This window comes from Angustibacter sp. Root456 (genome assembly GCF_001426435.1).
Taxonomy (GTDB): domain Bacteria; phylum Actinomycetota; class Actinomycetes; order Actinomycetales; family Angustibacteraceae; genus Angustibacter.
Genome location: NZ_LMER01000001.1, coordinates 563,647 through 582,511, shown reverse-complemented (window position 1 = coordinate 582,511; position 18,865 = coordinate 563,647). Strand labels below are relative to the sequence as shown.

General features: G+C 72.2%; 15 protein-coding genes and 1 riboswitch. Of the genes, 9 read left to right on the top strand and 6 right to left on the bottom strand.

Annotated features, from left to right (window positions below; genetic code table 11):
* Nucleotides 1–27: 27 nt before the first annotated feature.
* Genes ASD06_RS02745 through ASD06_RS02735 form a run of 3 tightly spaced genes read left to right on the top strand, consistent with a single transcriptional unit; the run spans nt 28 to nt 2,746 of the window.
* Nucleotides 28–1,041 carry a ribonucleotide-diphosphate reductase subunit beta gene (locus tag ASD06_RS02745; protein ID WP_056672597.1) on the top strand — a complete coding sequence of 338 codons (1,014 nt, stop codon included), beginning with the start codon at nt 28–30 and terminating at the stop codon, nt 1,039–1,041.
* Complete coding sequence (locus ASD06_RS02740; RefSeq protein ID WP_056672593.1) at nt 1,038–2,267, top strand: Nramp family divalent metal transporter; 1,230 nt, start codon at nt 1,038–1,040, stop codon at nt 2,265–2,267. Before ASD06_RS02745 ends, ASD06_RS02740 begins: the two co-directional genes overlap by 4 nt.
* Nucleotides 2,264–2,746, top strand: a complete 483-nt coding sequence (locus ASD06_RS02735) for an acyl-CoA thioesterase (protein WP_056672591.1) — start codon at nt 2,264–2,266, stop codon at nt 2,744–2,746. The genes ASD06_RS02740 and ASD06_RS02735 overlap by 4 nt, the downstream gene beginning before the upstream one ends.
* Nucleotides 2,747–2,752: 6 nt before the next feature.
* Here ASD06_RS02735 and ASD06_RS02730 read toward each other — a convergent pair whose 3' ends face one another.
* Nucleotides 2,753–3,280, bottom strand: coding sequence for a hypothetical protein (locus ASD06_RS02730; RefSeq protein ID WP_056672589.1), 528 nt, complete (start codon nt 3,278–3,280; stop codon nt 2,753–2,755).
* A 21-nt stretch (nt 3,281–3,301) separates the two neighbouring features.
* A riboswitch (cobalamin riboswitch) is annotated at nt 3,302–3,523 on the bottom strand.
* Between the two features lie 57 nt (nt 3,524–3,580).
* Here ASD06_RS02730 and ASD06_RS02725 point away from each other — a divergent pair.
* The 4 genes from ASD06_RS02725 to ASD06_RS02710 all read left to right on the top strand — a co-directional run bounded on the left by ASD06_RS02725 (nt 3,581) and on the right by ASD06_RS02710 (nt 7,727).
* A complete protein-coding gene (locus ASD06_RS02725; RefSeq protein ID WP_056672587.1) occupies nt 3,581–3,946 on the top strand; it encodes a DUF2304 domain-containing protein in 366 nt (121 codons plus the stop codon).
* Entirely contained in the window at nt 3,943–4,644 is a 702-nt protein-coding gene (locus tag ASD06_RS02720) for a glycosyltransferase family 2 protein (RefSeq protein ID WP_056672585.1), read from the top strand. The genes ASD06_RS02725 and ASD06_RS02720 overlap by 4 nt, the downstream gene beginning before the upstream one ends.
* 108 nt (nt 4,645–4,752) lie before the next feature.
* On the top strand, nt 4,753–6,744 hold the full coding sequence (locus tag ASD06_RS02715; protein ID WP_157371450.1) for a DUF6541 family protein: 1,992 nt from the start codon (nt 4,753–4,755) through the stop codon (nt 6,742–6,744).
* Complete coding sequence (locus ASD06_RS02710) at nt 6,741–7,727, top strand: glycosyltransferase family 2 protein (RefSeq protein WP_200941812.1); 987 nt, start codon at nt 6,741–6,743, stop codon at nt 7,725–7,727. The genes ASD06_RS02715 and ASD06_RS02710 overlap by 4 nt, the downstream gene beginning before the upstream one ends.
* Here ASD06_RS02710 and ASD06_RS02705 read toward each other — a convergent pair.
* The 5 genes from ASD06_RS02705 to ASD06_RS02685 form a co-directional block, all read right to left on the bottom strand.
* Nucleotides 7,696–9,609, bottom strand: a complete 1,914-nt coding sequence (locus ASD06_RS02705; RefSeq protein WP_162248029.1) for a glycosyltransferase family 2 protein — start codon at nt 9,607–9,609, stop codon at nt 7,696–7,698. The two genes, ASD06_RS02710 and ASD06_RS02705, sit on opposite strands and share 32 nt — an antisense overlap.
* 73 nt (nt 9,610–9,682) lie before the next feature.
* Complete coding sequence (locus tag ASD06_RS02700) at nt 9,683–11,587, bottom strand: glycosyltransferase family 2 protein (protein WP_056672579.1); 1,905 nt, start codon at nt 11,585–11,587, stop codon at nt 9,683–9,685.
* Entirely contained in the window at nt 11,584–14,913 is a 3,330-nt protein-coding gene (locus tag ASD06_RS02695; RefSeq protein WP_082537610.1) for a CDP-glycerol glycerophosphotransferase family protein, read from the bottom strand. The genes ASD06_RS02700 and ASD06_RS02695 overlap by 4 nt, the downstream gene beginning before the upstream one ends.
* The gene (locus ASD06_RS02690) at nt 14,910–16,466 is read right to left on the bottom strand and encodes a stealth family protein (RefSeq protein ID WP_056672577.1); all 1,557 of its coding nucleotides are present in this window, start codon (nt 16,464–16,466) and stop codon (nt 14,910–14,912) included. Before ASD06_RS02690 ends, ASD06_RS02695 begins: the two co-directional genes overlap by 4 nt.
* 18 nt (nt 16,467–16,484) lie before the next feature.
* Nucleotides 16,485–17,192, bottom strand: a complete 708-nt coding sequence (locus ASD06_RS02685) for an NTP transferase domain-containing protein (RefSeq protein ID WP_235502181.1) — start codon at nt 17,190–17,192, stop codon at nt 16,485–16,487.
* Between the two features lie 136 nt (nt 17,193–17,328).
* Here ASD06_RS02685 and ASD06_RS02680 point away from each other — a divergent pair, with 136 nt between their 5' ends.
* Complete coding sequence (locus ASD06_RS02680) at nt 17,329–18,120, top strand: ABC transporter permease (RefSeq protein WP_056672575.1); 792 nt, start codon at nt 17,329–17,331, stop codon at nt 18,118–18,120.
* Nucleotides 18,121–18,123: 3 nt separating this feature from the next.
* Nucleotides 18,124–18,861: an ABC transporter ATP-binding protein gene (locus tag ASD06_RS02675; protein ID WP_056672573.1), complete on the top strand. Its 738-nt coding sequence runs from the start codon at nt 18,124–18,126 to the stop codon at nt 18,859–18,861.
* The last annotated feature ends 4 nt before the right edge of the window (nt 18,862–18,865 follow it).

Here is an 18,865-nt window from a genome sequence, read left to right as displayed (position 1 = left end):
TCGACCCAGACCCCAAGGAGTTTCCCCATGACCACCAACGACCAGCCCGCACGCTCGATCCTCGGCACCGGCATCAGCGACGGCCTGCTCCTGAAGCCGATCCGCTACGAGTGGGCCTACGACCTGTACAACCAGGCGGTCGCGAACACGTGGTTCCCCCACGAGATCCAGCTCGGCGAGGACCTCGCTGACTTCGGCCGGATGACCGACGAGGAGCGGCACGCCGTCACCTTCTTGATGAGCTACTTCAACCCCAACGAGCTGCTGGTGAACAAGGCCCTCGCGTTCGGGGTGTACCCCTACGTCAACGCCCCTGAGGCGCACCTCTACCTGGCCAAGCAGATGTGGGAGGAGGCGAACCACTGCATGGCGTTCGAGTACGTTCTCGAGACCTTCCCGATCGATCGGGACGAGGCGTACGCGGCCCACGTCGCCGTGCCCTCGATGGCGGCCAAGGAAGAGTTCGAGGTCCGCTACATCTCCCGGATGGCCGAGCAGACGCTCGACATCAGCACCCTCGAGGGCAAGCGCGACTTCGTCCGCAACCTGGTCGCCTACAACGTGGTGCTCGAGGGCATCTGGTTCTACAGCGGCTTCATGGTCGCGCTGAGCTTCCGGCAGCGGAACCTGCTGCGCAACTTCGGGTCGCTGATCGACTGGATCGTGCGCGACGAGAGCCTGCACCTGAAGTTCGGCATCAACCTCGTCCTCACGGTGCTCGAGGAGAACCCCGAGCTGGCCACGGCCGAGTTCGCCGCCGAGATCCGCCAGATGATCCTCGACGCTGTCGCGATGGAGGAGCAGTACAACCGCGACCTGCTGCCGAACGGCATCCTCGGGCTGAACTCGACGTACATCAACAGCTACGTCCGGTATCTCGCCGACCGGCGCCTGGAGGAGCTCGGCTTCGCGACGCACTTCGGCGACTCCAACCCGGCCAAGTGGATGGCCACCGCCAACGACACGCTGCAGCTGGTGAACTTCTTCGAGGCCACCAACACCAGCTACGAGGTGAACGCCATCGCCCGGGCTCAGCGATGACGGCTCCAGCGCTGACGGCGCCGAGGCCGCGGCTCGCCGGCCCGGCCGCCCTGGGCCCGGCGTTCGTCGCCGCGGTGGCGTACGTCGACCCCGGCAACGTCGCCACCAACACCTCCGCCGGAGCGGCGCACGGGTTCCGGCTGCTGTGGGTGGTCGTGCTGGCCACGGTGATGGCCGGCCCGGTGCAGTACAGCGCGGCCAAGCTCGGGCTGGTCACGGGGCAGTCGCTGCCCCGGCTCGTGGCGAACCGGTCGAGGCGAGGGCCCCGCATCGCCTACTGGGCCCAGGCCGAGGCCGTCGCCGTCGCCACCGACGTCGCGGAGGTCGTGGGGGCCGCGGTGGGTCTGCACCTGCTGTTCGGCCTGCCGTTGCTCGTGGGCGGCGTGCTGGCGGGAGCAGTCAGTCTCGGTGTCCTCGTGGCGCGTGACCGCCACGGCGCGCGCTTCCTCGAGCGGTTCAGCGTCGGCTCCCTGCTCCTGGTCGCAGTCGGCTTCGCCGTGGGGCTGGCCCTGGCGCCGCCTCGCCCCGCCGACCTCGTCGCAGGGCTCGTGCCGCGCCTCGGGGGCGCCGACACCGTGCTTCTGGCGGCCGGGATCGTCGGGGCCACGGTGATGCCGCACGCCGTCTACCTGCACTCGGCGTTGACCGCAGAGCGGGCGACGTCGAGCGCAGGCGGCTCGGCCGACCGGACGCTGCGGGCCATGCGCTGGGACGTCGGGCTGGCCATGGTGGCGGCGGGCGGCATCAACGTGGCGATGCTCGTGCTGGGCACCGCGGTGCGAGGGGCGCAGGGGTCTCTCGGTGCCGCGGCGGGCGCTCTGGCCGATCGGGCGGGGTCGGCTGCCGCGGTGGCCTTCGCGGTGGCGCTGACCGTGTCCGGCCTCGCCTCCACGGCAGTCGGGACTCAGGCCGGGTCCGTCATCATGAGCGGGCTCCTGCGTCGGCGGGTGCCCGGGCTCGCCCGTCGGCTCGTCGCGTTGGTGCCCGCGCTGCTGCTGCTGGCTTCGGGCCACGACCCGCTGCACGTCCTCGTGCTGTCGCAGGTCTGCCTCGCGGTCGGTCTGCCGTTCGCGCTGGTCCCGCTGCTGCGCTGCTGCGCCGATCGCGCGCTGGTCGGCGTTGACGTCCACCGCCGCGGCACGACGGGGATCCTCGGTGCCATCGTCGGTGTCGTCGTCCTGCTCGACCTGGCCCTCGTGGCGCTGACCGTGAGGGGAGCCGCATGACCGCGCCGTCCGACACCCGGCTCACGCTGTCGCACGTGATGAGTGCCCACGACACCAACCTGATGGGCACGGTGCACGGGGGAGTGGTCATGAAGCTCGTCGACGACGCGGCGGGTGTGGTGGCGGCGCGCTACGGCCAGGGAGCAGCCGTCACCGCCGCCATGGACGAGATGGTGTTCGTGACGCCGGTGCGGGTCGGTGACGTCCTGACGATCAAGGCGCAGGTGAACTGGGCGGGCCGCTCCTCCATGGAGGTCGGTGTGCGGGTCGAGTCGACCCGATGGGACGACCTCACCCCGCCCGTCCACGTCGCGAGCGCCTACCTCGTCATGGTCGCGCTGGACGCAGCGCGACGACCGCGCCCGGTCCGCCCGCTCACGCCCTCGACGCCGGACGAAGCTCGGCGGCAGCGGGAGGCGCTGATCCGTCGCGAGCACCGCCTCGCGCGGCGCCGCGCGATCGTGGACTCACGCAGCTGACGGCCGTCACCGGGCTGACGGGTCGGGCTGCTCGTGCCGGTGCGAGGAGGCCAGCCACCGTTGGGCCGTCTGCGTGGAGACCCCGTAGTGTCCTGCGATCAGAGGGGACGGCGCGACGCCCCAAGGCTTGCCGGCCGCGGTGAGCTCCTGAAGCCGGCGGCGCGGCGGCGCCGTCAGCAGGACGCTGGCCAGCTCGGCGTACGGCACGTACTGCTCGGCGGCCGCCGAGCCGCGCCCGACCAGGCTCGCGAGGTGGTGCAGCCGTTGGTAGCCGCGGGCGAGCAACCGCCATTCCGGCAGCGGCACGGCGTCGCGCACCTGCTGCAGGGCCTCCGGCAGCGCGACGTGGCGGGCGCTGGCCTCGACGAGGTCTCGGTCGTGCCCCGCGAACAGCAGCCCGAGGTGCCACGCGCAGTCGGCGCAGTCGTCCGCTGTGCCGGCCGGGTGCACCTCGATACGCACCTGCCCGGGTTGGGGGACCACGCACCGCACCGACATGGTCGCGCGCGTGATCGTCAGGGTGGGTGGGTCCATCAGCGGCCTCCGTCGCAGCAGCTGTCGGCGAAACACGTTGGCAGGTCTTCGGACTCGTGGGCGCGTGCTCGGCCGCGTGGTGCAGCGCCGCACTCCTACTGGCCGTCGCTTCCCGGGTGGTCGGCACCCAGTGCGTGTGACGGCGGNCACTCACCGCTGCGGGGCAGTCCCGGACTCGCACCGGGTTCCCTCTTGCGACGACCGACCTGGCGAGCCGGTCGAACCAACGATCGACCCACCCTACTGCGAGCGCGCCGCACGGCGGGGGGTGCGCGACAGCCACGGGGCTAGACTCGGCGCGTGGATGTCAGGGTCGTGACCACCGTCTTCGGTGCGCTCATCCTGCTGGGAATCGTGGAGATGCTCCGCCGCAGGCGGCTGCGGGAGAAGTACGCGGTGCTCTGGCTGATCACCTGCATCCCGATCATCCCGCTGGCGGTGTTCCCGTCCGCCCTCGACCACTTGAGCACCGCGGTGGGCGTCAGGAACGGCGTGAGCCTCGTGCTGTTCCTGGCGATCGTCTTCCTGCTCGCCCTCTCGATGCACCTGTCGTGGGAGGTCAGCACGCTCGAAGAGGAGACGCGCACGCTCGCCGAGGAGATCGCTCTGCTGCGCCTCGAGCTGCGCGGCGACACCCCGCGCGAGACCGTCGAGGGCGGCCCGTGACGTCAGCGCGCGTGCTCGTGATCATCCCGGCGTTGAACGAGCAGGACGCCATTGCCGGGGTCGTCCGCGAGGTGCGTGAGTGCCTGCCCGACTGCGACGTCCTGGTCATCGACGACGGCTCGCGCGACGACACCGCCGCGCGCGCTCGGGCGGCGGGCGCGCGCGTCGCCGTCCTGCCGTACAACCTCGGTGTCGGTGGGGCGATGCGGCTCGGCTACCGGTACGCCGTGAGCCGCGGGTACGACCGGGCGGTGCAGGTCGACGCCGACGGGCAGCACGACCCGCGTTTCGTCCCCGAGCTGCTCGCCCGGGTCGATGAAGGGGCCGACCTCGTGATCGGCGCGCGGTTCGCGGGCGCCGGCGACTACGAGGTGCGGGGCCCGCGCCGCTGGGCGATGCGTCTGCTCAGTGGCGTGTTGTCACGCGTCGCCGGGACTCAGCTGACCGACACCACGTCGGGCTTTCGCGCCACGTCGCGGCCGATGATGACGCTCTTCGCCGACGCCTACCCGGTGGAGTACCTGGGTGACACGGTCGAGACCCTCGTGCTCGCCGCTCGCCGCGGGTACACCGTGCGCCAGGTGCCGGTCTCGATGCGCGTGCGCACCACGGGGCGCCCGAGCCACTCACCCACGAAGGCGGCGATCTACCTCGGGCGGGCCTTCCTCGTGCTCCTGCTGGCACTCATCCGCAACTGAGCCGAAGCCCCCGGGTAGCATCCTTCGGGTGAGTCACTGCGTCCCCGGCCCGCCTATGCCCGTCCTGGAGCTGGTCCGGGCGAGGTCGACGCGCGAGTCCGACGCCCGGTGATTCCCGCGGACCCGACGTCCTGGGCGGCGGCCTGGCCGGCAGTGGTGACGCTGCTCGCCGTGCTGTTCCTGCCGGGCGGCGCCATCGCCGCGGTGCTGGGGCTGCGCGGTCTGGGGGCGGCCGCGGTGGCGCCCCTCGCGTCGGCCGGCGTCATCGCCACCGGGGGAGTGGTCTGGGCCGCCCTCGGCCTGCGGTGGTCGCCGTGGGCGCTGCTCGTCTGCACCGTCGTCGGCGTGGGGATCGCGGCCGCTGCCGCAGTCGCCACGCGCCGCCGAGGTGGCCGGCTCGCCGCAGCGCCGGACGACGCCGCGCCGGACGACGCCGCGCGGCCGGTTGAGCCCGTCGCCGTGCTGCTCGGGCTGGGGGTGGCCGCGCTGCTGGTGGGCGCGACCTACATCCACCTGACGGGCACCGCGAGCGCGTTCCCGCAGCAACCGGACACGATCTTCCACCTCAGCGCCCCGCAGTGGATGCTCGACCACGCGGACATCTCGTCGTTGCACGCCAACGGCTACTCGACGCCGAGCGGCACGGGCTTCTACCCCGCTGGCTGGCACGGGATCGTCGTGTGCGCCGTCCAGCTGTCCGGGGCGCCGATCGTGGTGACGTCCTCGGCGCTCGCACTGATCACCAGCGCGGTCGTGTGGCCGCTGGGCTGCATGCTCCTTGCGCGGCTGGTGGTCGGGCCCGGGCCGGCCGTCCTGCTGGCCGCCGCGGTGACCTCGACCGCGGCGACGGCGCTGCCGTTCTGGCTGTGGGGCTACGGCGTCCTGTGGCCGCAGCTGCTCGGCTTCTGCCTGCTCCCCGCTGCCCTCTCGGTGGGCGTGCTCCTGCTGCGTCCGCACCTCGGGCCGGTACGGCTGCTGCCCGCGGTGGTGCTGGCGCTCGGTTGCGTCGCGGGACTGGGGCTGACCCATCCGAGCGTGGCTATCGCGCTGGCCGGCTTCGCGGTGCCGGCCGTCGCCGAGCGGCTGGCGGAGCGGGGCGGTCGCCGGGGGTGGCTCGCAGCGGCCGCCGTCGTCGTCGTGGCCGCCATCGGGTGGCTCGTCGTGAGCAGCCAGGCCGGTCACATGCGCGCCTCGAACCCGCCGGGGCCCGAGGTGTCGCTGAGCGGAGCCATCGCCGACGCCGTGCTCCTGGCCCCGCGCGGCGCCCCGCACCTGTGGGTGCTGGGCGCGGTGGTGGGAGTCGGCGCGGTCGTGCTCCTGCTGCGGCGGGGCTCGCGCTGGCTCGTGGTGGCGCTGGCCGCCAGCGCCGTGCTCTACGTGCTCATCGCCGGCGTCGACTCGCCCACCACCCGGTGGCTCACGTGGCCCTGGTACAACAACACCCCCCGGCTGGCGAGCCTGCTCGCGGTGCCCGCCGTCATCGCCGCCGCCGCGGGACTGAGTGCGATGGCCGCCTGGCTGACGCGCGCCGGCGCGCGAGCCAGAGGCGGGGATGGCCGGGCCCCCGCGCAGCGGGCGCTCCTCACCTGGGCGCCCACGCTGCTGCTGACGGGCGCGTTCCTGGTGGTGACGGGTGGCGGCTACGTGCGCAGCCACCTGGCCGTCGACCGTCCCTACTTCGAGCCCTCCGTCGATCGCTCGTGGGTCAGCCCGCAGGAGCTCGACGCGCTGCGCGAGCTGGCTCGCGAGATCCCGCCCCAGGCCGTCGTGGCCGCCAACCCCTGGAACGGCGGCACCTACCTCTACCCCGTCAGCGGACGGCGGTTGCTCGTGCCCACGGAGAAGTCCCCCATCGACGCCGACCGCGCCCTGCTGGTGAAGCACCTGGCGGACGCCGGCGACGTGCCCGGCGTCTGCGCGGCCGCGCAGCGGCTTCACGTGCAGTACGCGCTCACCGGCGGGCGCCCGTGGGCCAAGCGGTCGCAGTCCGCGTGGCGCAACTACTCAGGCATCGACCGCGTGCCCGAGTCCCCGGCGTTCACGAAGGTCGCGACGTCGGCGCCGTACACGTTGTGGAAGCTCACGGGGTGCTCGTCGTGAGCGCGGACGAGCTGGCCCCGGACGTGGCCGTCTCGGTCGTGATGCCGGTGCTCAACGAGGAGCGCCACCTGGGCGAGGCGGTGGCGGCGGTGCTGCACCAGCGGTACCCGGGCGAGCTCGAGGTGGTGCTGGCGCTCGGCCCGAGCACCGACCGCACCGACGAGATCGCTCGCGCACTGGCTGCGGCGGACGAGCGAGTGCGGCTCGTCGACAACCCCAGCGGTCGCACCCCTCTCGGGCTGAACGCGGCCATCGAGGCCGCTCGGCACCGCGTCGTCGTCCGCGTCGACGGGCACGGGCTGCTCCACCCCGACTACGTGGCCACCGCGGTGCGGCTGCTGCGTGAGACCGGCGCGGCCAACGTCGGCGGCGTGATGGCGGCAGAGGGCACCACGACGTTCGAGCGAGCGGTGGCGGCAGCCATGACCTCGCTGTTCGGCGTCGGCAGCGCGGCCTTCCACGTCGGTGGCCCGGCCGGGCCGGCCGACACGGTGTACCTCGGCGTCTTCCGTCGCAGCTGGCTCGAGCGCGTGGGGGGCTACGACCCGAGGTTCACGCGAGCGCAGGACTGGGAGATGAACCACCGCATCCGGCGCCTCGGCGGTCTGGTGTGGTTCTCACCCGAGCTGCAGGTGACCTACCGCCCGAGAGCGAGCGTGCGCGCGCTGGCTCGCCAGTACCGGGACTACGGGCGGTGGCGGCGCGTGGTGGCACGCACCCACGAGGGCACCATCAACGTGCGCTACCTGGCACCCCCGTCGGCCGTCCTGGGGATCGCGGCCGGCCTGCTCGGCGCGGTGATCACCCCGTGGACCCTCGTGCTGCCCGCGGGGTACGTGGCGGTCGTGGCTGTCGGGACCGTCGCGGCCGGACGCGGGCTGCCATGGCCGGCGCGCGTGCGGCTGCCGGTGGTGCTGGCGACGATGCACCTGTCGTGGGGGTGGGGCTTCCTCACCAGCCCAGCCTCGCTCGTGCCCGCCTGAGGCGTCGCAGCGCGCGCTCGGGCCACGACGGCTGCGGGCCGAGCTGGCGCAGGGACGCCGATCCGTGGGCGGTCTCGTACGCGCGGGCCGGGCCACCGTCGCTCACCTGCGCTCGGCCGAAGGCCATCCGGTGCTCGTGCTGCGCGTCATCGTCGAGCCGCGACCGCACGTACAAGTCGAGCAGGTCGCCGCGGCGACCCGGGGGCAGCCGCAACCGGGCCCGGCCGGCCCGCAGGGGGGCCTCGGTCTGCCCACCGTCGGCCCGCCGGCGCAGCACGACCGTCGCGCCGGACTCCGGTGCCTGCGGGCCGTCCACGTCGACGACGAACCGGCCTCTGTGCCAGCGCAGCGCGCGCAGAGCGTACGGGCGGTCTGGACGTCGCGAGTGGCCCGGGGCGCCGATGCTGAGGGCGAGCCGGCCGGTGCCGTCCGCTCGCAGGGCGGCCGCGCGGTCGCCGAGCGGCTCCTCCTGCTCGGGCACGGCCACGGAGTCGTCGACCTGCAGGTCCTGGGTGCGCCCCTCGCCCAGCAGGTCGCTGCGCACCAGGAGCTGCCAGCCTCCTACCTCCAACGACTGGCCGAACCACCCGTGGGCCGGGTCGATGGTGGCGGTGCAGGCGACCTCGAGGGGTCCGCTGGCGCCGGCCGGCCGGACGGGTTCGCTGGTGCAGGGCAGGGGCCACTCGATCCCGGTGCCACGGTGGCGGACCGTGACCTCGAGCTGGCCCAGGGCGTCCCAGGCGGGGAGCGCGTCGACGACGTCGGCGAGCGGCCCGGCGGCCAGGACGGGGCCGGTTCCGGCGTCCGCCACGACGACCGGCTGGCCGGTGCGATCGGTGAGCGTTCCGCGCACGCGCAGGCGGACGGCGCCGTCGTCCCACGCGACGTGCTCCAGGCGGTGTCGCAGCCGCAGCGCCGCGCGGACCTGCAGCACCTTCTCGAAGGCGGCGTCGTCGCCGGTGCGCAGGGCCCGGACGACGGCGCGCTTGAGCGCGGGCAGCTGCGGGTCGACGTCGCGGGGCACGCATCGCTCGACGAACCGCCTGAGCAGGGCAGTGGTCGTGCCGCGTTCGGCGACCGGCATGGCCGCCCAGGCCCGGGGGCGCACCGGCAGCAGCATGCGGTCGACGCCTACGACGGCGATGGCGCGGCGGACCCGCTCGGGCACCTGAGGGGTCTGCAGCAGCTGCACCGACTCGGTGAAGTAGTGGAAGTACTCGGTGAGGTCGGGACGTCGGGCCGAGGTGTTGGTGCCGTCGCTGCGGTGGATCCAGCGGTAGCAGGGCTGGCTCGCGAGCACGCTGACCCGCGGGCTGTGCGACAGCACCTGCCCCATGAAGTGGTGGTCCTCGAGCCGGACCTTGCCTTCGAGGAAGCGCACGCCGTGGTCGAGAAGGAACTGTCGGCGGTAGAGCTTGTGCGTGCTGCGGGAGTCCAGCAGGTGGTCGTCGACCAGGTCCGCGCCGTGCACGTCGCGGCGGGCGAGGCGCCAGTACGGCGTGCGGGCGCCGACGCGCACGACCTTGCCGTAGACGACGTCCGCGCGGTCTGCGGTGGCCATGGCGTGCATGCGGCCCAGCGCATCGGGGAAGAACTCGTCGTCGTGGTCGGCGAAGAAGACGTAGTCGCCCTGCGCGTGCGCCAGGCCGACGTTGCGGGGGCGACCGGGCCAGCCGGAGTTCTCGATGGTGTGCACGTGGACGTCGGCCCGGGTGCGGGCCAGCTCCTGCAGCAGCGCCGGGGTGTCGTCGCTCGACCCGTCATCGACGAGGACGACCTCGAGCTCTCCCTCACCGAGGTGCTGCTGCTCGCCGAGGGAGTCCACGAGCGCTCGCAGGCGTTCACCGGTGTTGTACACCGCCACCACGACTGACACCTTCACCGATGCAACCCCCTGCGACGCACTCGTGCGCCGCGTGTGCGTGCGGCGACCGAACGAGCCCCAGTATCGCGCCTCAGCCGCGAGCACGCACCGCCCTCACGGCAGTGCGCACCCAGTGTTGGAGGCCTCGTCGCTCGGGCGTTGCCAGGTGTTTGACCGACAGCGACCCGTTCGTCGTGGCGTACACCCGCAGCGGAGCTCGGGACGCGCACTCACCCCCGAAGCCCACCCGCCAGTCACCGCCGGTGGGCGTCACGACCGACACGTCGACGATCTGCCCGGCCGCGGTGCGGGGGAGCTCGACCACCGTCTCGCCCTCGCGGACCGGCGCGCTGGTGAACGGCTGCACCTCGGCGTCGCCGTCTCGTACCCGGGCGACCACCAGGGCCGGGCGCGTCACCGGGTCGAGCCGCATCGTGAGCCGGTCGCCGTCGCACCGCACCGCGTGCGCCTGCGGCCGGCGCGCCGAGCCCACCGTCACGCCCAGCTGTCCGGCGTCGCTGGCGACGGCCGTGGCCGCGGAGGCGCTGCCATCCGGGGGCGTCGAGTCGGGCAGCACGTCGGGGGCCACCGCCAGGCGGCGCACGCGGCTCTCGCCGAGGAGCTCCACCCTTCCCATTACCATCCACGAGCCCGGGCCGAGGGGCTGTCCGAAGACCCCGGCGTCGGCGTCGAGCACAGCCTGCACCCGAGCCCTCACCTCACGTCGGCCGTCCGCGACGGCGGTGCTGACGTCGCCGTGCTGAGCAAGCGGCCACTCCAGGCCGCTGCGGGCGCGCCGGACGCTGAGCTCCAGCGAACCGACGCCCTCCCAGCCGGTGAGCGTGCGCAGCTGCGGCGGCAGAGCCCGCTCGGCCACCGGCGACCGGGGGACGAGGGTGGGCGCCCCCGCGACGTCCTCCACCGTCAGCACGGTCTCGAGGTCCGCGAGCAGGTCGACATCCGCAGTGACGAGCAACCGGGCGCCGTCCCAGCGCACCTGCTGCGCAGTCGGTCTCGCGTCGATGAGCCGGCGCAGCTCCTGCACGGCGTCGAACGCCTCGAGGTCGTGCTGGCGCAGCGCTGCGACGGCCGCGCGCTTGATGACGCCGAGGCGGTGGTCGGCCTCTGGCGGCACGCAGGCGTCGACGAACCCCGCCAGGGTGTGGACGGCAGCGCTGCGGTCGTCGGTGGCACGCGCAGCCCACGAGCGCGGCGGCACCGCCATGAACATGCGCTCCGCGCCGACCGCCGCGGCCTGCAGCCGCACCTCCGACGGCAGCGACGGAGCCTGCAGCAGCTCGACAGACCGGCGGAAGAAGCCGAAGTACCAGTCGAGGTCGACGTGCCCGGACGAGGAGTTGGACCCGTCGTTGCGGTGGATCCACCGGTAGCAGGGGACGCTGGCGAGGACGCTCACCCGGGGGTCGGCGGCGAGGGCCTGTCCCATGAAGTGGTGGTCCTCGAGCCGAACCCGTCCTTCGAGGAACCGGATGCCGTGCTCGTCGAGGAAGCGTCTGCGGTAGAGCTTGTGAGTGCTCCGCGACTCCATGAGGTGGTGCTCGACCAGCCGGGCGTGCGCGACGTCGGCGCGCGCCAGCGGCCAGTACGGCGTCGGCCGGCCGGACCGCACGACCTTGCCGTAGACGATGTCGCTGTCGTCGGCGCGGGCCGTGTCGTACATCTCCTCCAGCGCGTACGGGAAGAACTCGTCGTCGTGGTCGCTGAAGAACACGTACTCGCCGCGGGCGTGGGCGAGGCCGACATTGCGCGGGCGCCCCGGCCACCCGGAGTTCTCGATCGTGTGCACCCGCACGTGCGGACGCCTGCGGGCCACCTCACGCAGCAGTGCCGGGGTGTCGTCGGTCGAGCCGTCGTCGACCAGCAGGACCTCGAACTCGGCCCGCGGCAGGCTCTGCACGTCGAGGGAGTGCATGAGCTGCAGCAGGTTCGGCCCCGTGTTGTACACGGCGACGACCACACTGACCTTGAGGGTCACAGCAGCGGCCCGAAGACGCGGTCGACCAGGCGGCCGGCGGCGCCCCCGTCGTCATGGGGGCTGAAGCGCTCGATGAAGGTGTCGTAGCGGTCGGAGTACCTGCGCTGCAAGGCATCCAGGTCGGACAACGCGTCGAGCAGGTCGTCCTCCGTGGTGACGACCGGGCCGGGCACGGTGTCGATGTAGTCGAGGTAGAAGCCCCGCAGGTTGTCGCGGTACGCCTCGAGGTCGTAGGCGTAGAACACCATGGGCCGCCGCAGGTTCGCGAAGTCGAAGAACACCGATGAGTAGTCGGTGACGAGCGCGTCGCTGACCAGGAAGAGCTCCTGGATCTCGGGGTAGGACGACGCGTCGATCACGTGCTCGCTCAGGTGCGGCGGGATCGTGATCGCCTGACGCACCAGCACGTGCATGCGCAGCAGGAGCACCACGTCGTCGCCGAGCCGCTCGTGCACGCGCTCGAGGTCGAGCGGTAGCCGGAACGCGAAGGCGCTCCCGCCGAGCGCCTGGTCGTCCCGGAACGTCGGTGCGTAGAGCACCACCTTCTTGTCGGGAGCGATACCCAGCCGCCTCCGGACGCCGGCCGCGACCGCCTCGCGGTCATCGCGGAAGAAGAGGTCGTTGCGCGGGTAGCCGACCTCCAGCACCTCGCCGCCGTACCGGAACGCGCTGCGCATGGCCTGCGTGGCGAAGCGGCTCGGAGACGCGAGGAGGCTCCACTGCGCGGACGCCCGGGTGACGCGGTCGAGGTACCCGGCGTCCCGGCCGTGCACGACGTCGAGGTCGTGGAGCATGCGCTTCAGCGGTGTGCCGTGCCAGGTCTGCAGGTACACGCCGTCGGCGCGCCGCTGCACGTAGTGGGGGAAGTTCTGGTTGTTGACCCAGTACCGGGCCCGCGCCAGGTGGTAGAAGTACGCCGGCGAGAGGCGGTCGACGACGGTGGTGCGGCTGTCGGTGCCGTGCAGCTGCCCGGAGTAGGCCCAGACCGCCTTGACGTCGACCCCGCGCCGCATGAGCTCCTCGTAGACGTAGCGGGGGCTGTCGGCGTACTGCTTGCCCACCCCCGACTCGAAGACGACGCGCCGGTCGTCTGCCGGCAGCCGCTGGACGAGGCGGAACATCACGCGCATCAACGGGAACCAGTATCGGCGGCGGTTGAGGCGCGGGTCGGACGTGCGCCAGCGCCGGCGCCAGGCCACGCGCCGCCAGGGCAGCCGCTCGCGGTGCGCGGCTCGGGCGGCAGCGACGATCCGGGCGCTGCTGGAGCGGTCGCGGTGGGCGATGAACCGGTCGGCGCGGCGCACGTGCTCCGGCGACATCGTGAAGTCGTCCGCCGCCGCGGCCTCGACGGCGGCGAGCACCGCGCTCACGCGAAACGCGATGGGCCCGGGTAGCTCGGCGTCGAGGTCGAGGTGCGAGCCGCGCGGGCCGAGGAAGCGCTGCTGGTCGAACTGGTAGTAGACGACGGGGCGGTGGAGGAACGAGAAGTCGAAGCCCACGCTGGAGTAGTCCGTGACCAGCATCGCGCTGGACTTCAGCAGGTGCTGGACGTCGACCTCACCGAAGTTCACCACGCGCGCCGGGACGTCGGAGAACAAGTGCGTGAACTGCGCCATGTTGGGGTGCAGGGCGAAGACAACCTCGAAGCCGTGCTGCTGCTCCAGCTCGCGAAGTCGGGGGTGGTGCAGCAGCTCGGACCAGCGCTCGTGGTATTCCGACTCCAGGTACGTCTCGTCGTCCTGCAGCCAGTCGCGCCAGGTAGGCAGCACGAGCAGCTGGCGACGCACCTCGACATCGCTCGCGAGCAGGGAGTCGAAGCGCGACAGGCCGGTGACGGCAACCTCGTCGGGGTCGTACCCGAAGTCCCCGACGATGTACTCCTTCTCGCGCTCGCTGCTCACGATGAACAGGTCGGTGCGGAAGTCGCCGACGCCCTTGCCGTAGTTGGGCACCATCCACTTGGTGCCCATGACTCCGTGCTGCAGGAAGATGCGTGTGGCCCGCACCGCCCGGCTGAACCGCTTGGTGCGCAATGGGTAGACGAAGTCGGGGTGGTGCGACCCGAGGACGCGGTCGGCTCGCAGCGCGACGTTGATGTGCTCGCGCGAGCGGTGCGCCAGCACGTTGCCCAGCGGTGCGACATTGCGGTAGTCCGGCGCGCTGGGGTCCATGACGTAGTAGGCGTCAAGCTCCGGGTGGTGCTCGCGCAGGTGGCGGAAGAGCGCGAAGCCGGTGTCCTGGGCCTTGTTCGGCCGCTCGCCGACGAGCCAGAGCGGGCGGGCCGAGGCGTTGAGCGCGTGCCGGGCGCGCACCAGGTGCCGCCAGCGCAGCTGCTGGCGCAGGTACGCCATCGCCTCGGGCTCGAAGCGGTCGACCTGGAACGACGTCTTGCGGCTCTTGAACGTGTAGTACGGCGTCACCGCCGCCGCACCCGCCTTCGACGACATCCACCCAGGGCGGGTCAGGCGGCGGGTGACGAACTTCGTCTTGCCGACGCGCGAGGTGAACGGCTCGGGCTGCTGGCGGCTGGTCAGGACGAACCACGCGTCGTAGATGTCGTCGCCGACGTCCGGCTGGTCCAGCAGCGCGTGCAGGTCGCCGCGCACCTCGAAGCGGTACCAGCGGTGCCCGAAGGCTCGGCGAGTTCTGCTCGGGTCGGGGTCGAAACGGACGGGCACGGTGAGCCGGTGCCCGCTCGTGCGGCCCTTGAGCAACAGCTCGGCGGCCGCGAGGGCCTCGTGGCGTGACGACAGCCGACCGGTCATCACGAGGTGACCCCCGCGCACGCTGAGCCAACGCACGAGCACGTCGGTGAACGGCTTCAGGGGGCGGTCGACGGCGACTGCGAGGTAGCCGCCCCGGTTGACGTAGACCGCGGCCTCGTGGCCGCGCTCCTGCACGGGCAGCAGGACCCCGCCGTCGGTGTCGTGGAACTGCCCGAAGCGCCGGCGGTACCGCGCCCGCTCACCCTGGCCGCCCCGGCGCTCGACCAGGGGGCTGAGCGTGACGGCACTCGCCTCGTCGGAGTCGAGGACGTCGTGCTCGACGTCGACGAACAGCTGACCGGTGACGCCCTCGGGCTCGTCAGCCGCCAGGTCCAGCGGCAGCTCGACCCGCGCCTCGTAGCCCTCACCGACGCGCCGGCAGGTGCCTGCGCGGCGCCAGGAGCCGGCCACGGCGTCCTGCCACCACAGGTCGTGCACCACGACGTCCGGTCGGGTGGTGAAGCGCAGCTCCAGCGCCGCGTCGACCTGCCGGTAGCCCAGCGTGTCCAGCACGGGGCGGCGACGGCGACCGCGGACGAGCCGGGTGAGGAGGCCCTTCATCGCGGCCTCCGCAGAGCATCGGCGCCGGTCTCGAACGAGGACGGGCGGGGGAAGTAGGACTCGAGGAAGTCCACCATGAGGCGGTGACCCGGATGCCCACCGGGGGTGTCCGTCTCGTTGAGACAGAAGACGTCGGCGTCCCGGCGGCGGGCCAGGCGCTGCAGCTTGATCGGCGCGCGCCGCTCGGTGACGTCGCAGTACAGGTACGAGAGCGTGCCGGGCACGGCCCGGCCGGAGGCGTAGCCGACGTAGTGGGCGAGGGACGACGGCACCGACAGGTCGCTGGGGCTGCGGAACCTCGAGCGGACCGTGGCCTCGAGCTCGTCCGGCAGCTGCGCCTCGATCTGCTCGAGCGTGCTGCGCCGCTGCGGATGGGCGACGTGCTGGAACCGCTGGGTGACGGTGCGGCTGTGCAGCCGCTCCACGACGGCCCGGGTCTGCTTGGCCGCGCTCGCGACGGGCAGGTCGCGGGCGGAGGGGCCGGCCAGGTCGATCAAGGCGTCGGTGAGGAAGAAGCGCGCGAGCCCCGACGCCTCGAAGAACAGCTCCGGACGCACGGGCCGGCCGAAGAACACGTCGTCATTGAGGTAGAGGAAGTGCTCGGAGAGGCCGGCCACGTGGTGCAGCCGGGCCTCGATGGCGTGCGAGTTGAACGTCGGCAGCGCCTGCGTGCCCGCGAACAGCTCGCGGTGGTCGACGACGCGCAGGCGCGGGTGGTCGGTGCGCAGCCACGCGGGCCGCTGGCCGTCGGTCACGACGTAGACCGTGCGGACCCAGTCGGCGTACGTCTCGAGCGAGCGCAGCGAGTACCGCAGCTCGTCGTGGGACGCGAAGCGCGAGCTCGTGACGGCCGACGGGTGGTGGTGCTCGGGGTGGAGCGCCACCCAGGCCTGCTCCTTGCGGCGCTGCCAGGCGGGGTCCGCGCCGTCGACCCAGGTGTAGACGACGTCGATGGGGAAGTCGACGTCGAGCAGGTGCGGCTTCAGCAGCCCCGAGTACGTCGGCACGTCCTGTCCACCGACCTGACCCCTGGCTGCGACGCGCTCGCCCGGCTCGAGGTAGCGGACCCAGCGGTTGGCGCGCGGGGCCAGGGCGGTGCCGGGCACGTACGCGCCGCCGTCCGGCCGCGGGCCGGAGCCCACCAGCGGCCAGATCTCGACGTCGCAGCCGAAGGCAGGGTCACCGTGGTGCAGGCGCAGCACCGCCGATCCCACCGGCTGCACCACGGCCGAAGTGGCGGCCAGCGCTCGCCGGGCGGCGTCGCCGTGGTCGCCGGTGACGACCACGACGCGGCGACGCATCGTGCCCGCCTCGAGGACGGCGCACGGGACGCCGCCAGCCTGCAGCGCGTCGAGCGCGGCGAAGAGGGCGGCGTCCAGCCGCGCCACACCGCTCAGCGGCTGGTCGCGTCCCAGTGGGCTGCCTGGTGCCGACCGCCCGTGCAGCCGGCGCTGGAGCGCGGTCTCGCCGTGCCAGAGCGCCGAGAGGCGCACCAGCAGCGGTGGTGGCACGTGGGCGCCGAGACGCCGCGCCGCCCGGACGGCCCTGGTCATCGACCCTCCCACGAGCGCCTAGGCGCCGGCCTCACGGACCGCGTTGGCTCGAGTGAGGTCCTCCTCGAAGTCCACCTCGACGGCGAACAGGTCGGAGATGTCGACGGGCACGACCTGGACGCCCTCGCGCTCGATCGCCAGCTCCAGCCCGCGCTCGAAGTAGTCCTGGTCGGCGCAGTCGGTGAGCCCGCGCACGAACGCGGCCTTGTCGGCGTCGCTGATGACGTTGATGCCCACCGCCTCGCCGAGGCCGCCGACGACGGTCTTGGAGAGCTCGCGGACGAACCCGGCGTCGTCGACGGTGTACTTGACCTCCTCGTCGGCGACGGTGGAGGTGTTGACCGCCACCGCCGAGCGGCCGGCGTCCAGGTGTGGCTGCAGCCGGCGCAGCACCTCGGGGTCGAACACGACGTCGCCGTTCATCCAGAGCACCGGACCCTCGTGCGAGGACCGCAGCGCCTTGAGCAGGCTCTTGCACGTGTTGGTCTGGTCGTAGTTCTCGTTGTACGCGAACAGCGCGTCCGGCACGGCCTCCATCACCAGGTCGTGCTTGAAGCCCACGACGACCGTCAGCCGCAGGTCGTCACCGAAGACCGTGTGGAGGTTGTCGAGCTGCTGCTGCAGGATGCTGCGCCCGTCGTGCAGCTGCGTGAGTGGCTTGGGGAACGGTCGGCCGAGCCGGGTGCCCATACCTGCCGCGAGAATCGTCGCCTGCACCGCGCTCACCGCTCGTTCTCCTGCCGTCGGGGTCGCCACAGCGTAACGGTGCCCACTGGGATGCGGCGCCTTCGACGCTGTCGCGTACGCTGTTCGCCGATCACGGTCGCGCACTGGCGACCGCCCGGTTCCGACGGAGGTCTGCATGAGCCTGGCCGCGCGGGCTCGTGCCCTCTGGCAGGTGCGCTCGGTGCTGTGGCTGCTCATCCGCCGCGATCTCAAGGTCCGCTACGCCAGTTCGGCCCTGGGTTACGTCTGGACGATCCTGGACCCGTTGCTCATGACCGGCGTGTACTGGTTCGTCTTCACCGTGGTCTTCATCCGCAAAGGCGGCGAGCAGCCCTACATCCTGTTCCTGATCCTCGGCCTGTTGTCGTGGCAGTGGTTCTCCTCCACGGTCACCGAGACCTCCCGCGCCCTGACGTCGGAGACCCGGCTGGTGCGCTCGACCCGGCTGCCTCGCGAGATCTGGGTGCTCAAGGTGGTGGGGTCGAAGGGGCTGGAGTTCCTCTTCTCGCTGCCGGTCGTGGTGCTGTTCATGGCGATCTACCGCAAGCCGCCTGCCTGGGAGATCGTGCTGTTTCCCCTGGCGGTGCTGCTCCAGGCGGTGCTCCTGACGGGCATCGGGATGGCGCTTGCTGCCGCCACGGTGCTCGTCCGCGACCTGCAGCGCGTGGTCCGGATCGCCCTGCGGGTCATGATGTACCTGTCGCCCGTCCTCTACTCGGTCAACGCCATCAACATCGGCCCGATCAAGGCGCTGTTCGCGATCAACCCGATGACGGGGATCATCGAGCTGTACCGCGCGCTCGCCTTCCCGGATGAGTTCGCCGGCTGGGCCGTCGTGGGCGTCGCCGCCCTCATCAGCGTCCTGATGCTGCTGATCGGCGCGGCGGTCTTCCGCCGGCTCGAGAACGCCGTCCTGAAGGAGCTCTGAGCCATGGCCGTCATCGAGGTCGAGGGCGTGGGCATCGAGTTCCTGCGCAACCGTCGTTACCGGCTGTCGCTGCGCGAGATGCTGCTGCAGGGCCGGTCCACGACGCCGAAGGGCAGCTTCTGGGCCCTGCGCGACGTGAGCTTCACCGTGGAGCGCGGCGAGGCGGTGGGCCTCGTGGGCGCCAACGGCCAGGGCAAGAGCACCCTGCTCAAGATGATCGCCGGCGTGCTCCTGCCGGACGAGGGCTCGGTCACCGTGGACGACGGCGTGGCGCCTCTCATCGAGCTCACCGGCGGGTTCGTCGGCGACCTCACCGCGCGCGACAACATCTGGCTCACCGCTGGGCTGCACGGCCTGAGCAAGGAGCAGATCGAGGAGCGCTTCGACGACATCGTGGCCTTCGCCGAGATCGGCGACTTCCTCGACACGCCCTTCCGGCACTTCTCCAGCGGCATGCAGGTGCGGTTGGGCTTCTCCGTCGTGACGACGCTCGACGAGCCGATCATCCTGGTCGACGAGGTGCTGGCCGTCGGTGACAAGCGTTTCCGGGAGAAGTGCTACGGCCGGATCGAGGAGATCGTCGGCGACGGACGCACCTTGTTCCTCGTCAGCCACAGCGAGAACGACCTCCGGCGGTTCTGCACTCGGGGCCTCTACCTCGACGGCGGCCGGCTCAAGGCCGACACCTCGATCGACGAGGCGATCGACACCTACAACACGGACCAGGGAAAGAAGAAGTGACGGC

What these genes read in the sequence shown, in the direction of transcription:
- ASD06_RS02690 (WP_056672577.1), bottom strand. Translation starts at nt 16,466, where the DNA reads ATGACCAGGGCCGTCCGGGCGGCGCGGCGTCTCGGCGCCCACGTGCCA.
- ASD06_RS02730 (WP_056672589.1), bottom strand. Translation starts at nt 3,280, where the DNA reads ATGGACCCACCCACCCTGACGATCACGCGCGCGACCATGTCGGTGCGG.
- ASD06_RS02675 (WP_056672573.1), top strand. Translation starts at nt 18,124, where the DNA reads ATGGCCGTCATCGAGGTCGAGGGCGTGGGCATCGAGTTCCTGCGCAAC.
- ASD06_RS02680 (WP_056672575.1), top strand. Translation starts at nt 17,329, where the DNA reads ATGAGCCTGGCCGCGCGGGCTCGTGCCCTCTGGCAGGTGCGCTCGGTG.
- ASD06_RS02695 (WP_082537610.1), bottom strand. Translation starts at nt 14,913, where the DNA reads ATGAAGGGCCTCCTCACCCGGCTCGTCCGCGGTCGCCGTCGCCGCCCC.
- ASD06_RS02740 (WP_056672593.1), top strand. Translation starts at nt 1,038, where the DNA reads ATGACGGCTCCAGCGCTGACGGCGCCGAGGCCGCGGCTCGCCGGCCCG.
- ASD06_RS02745 (WP_056672597.1), top strand. Translation starts at nt 28, where the DNA reads ATGACCACCAACGACCAGCCCGCACGCTCGATCCTCGGCACCGGCATC.
- ASD06_RS02735 (WP_056672591.1), top strand. Translation starts at nt 2,264, where the DNA reads ATGACCGCGCCGTCCGACACCCGGCTCACGCTGTCGCACGTGATGAGT.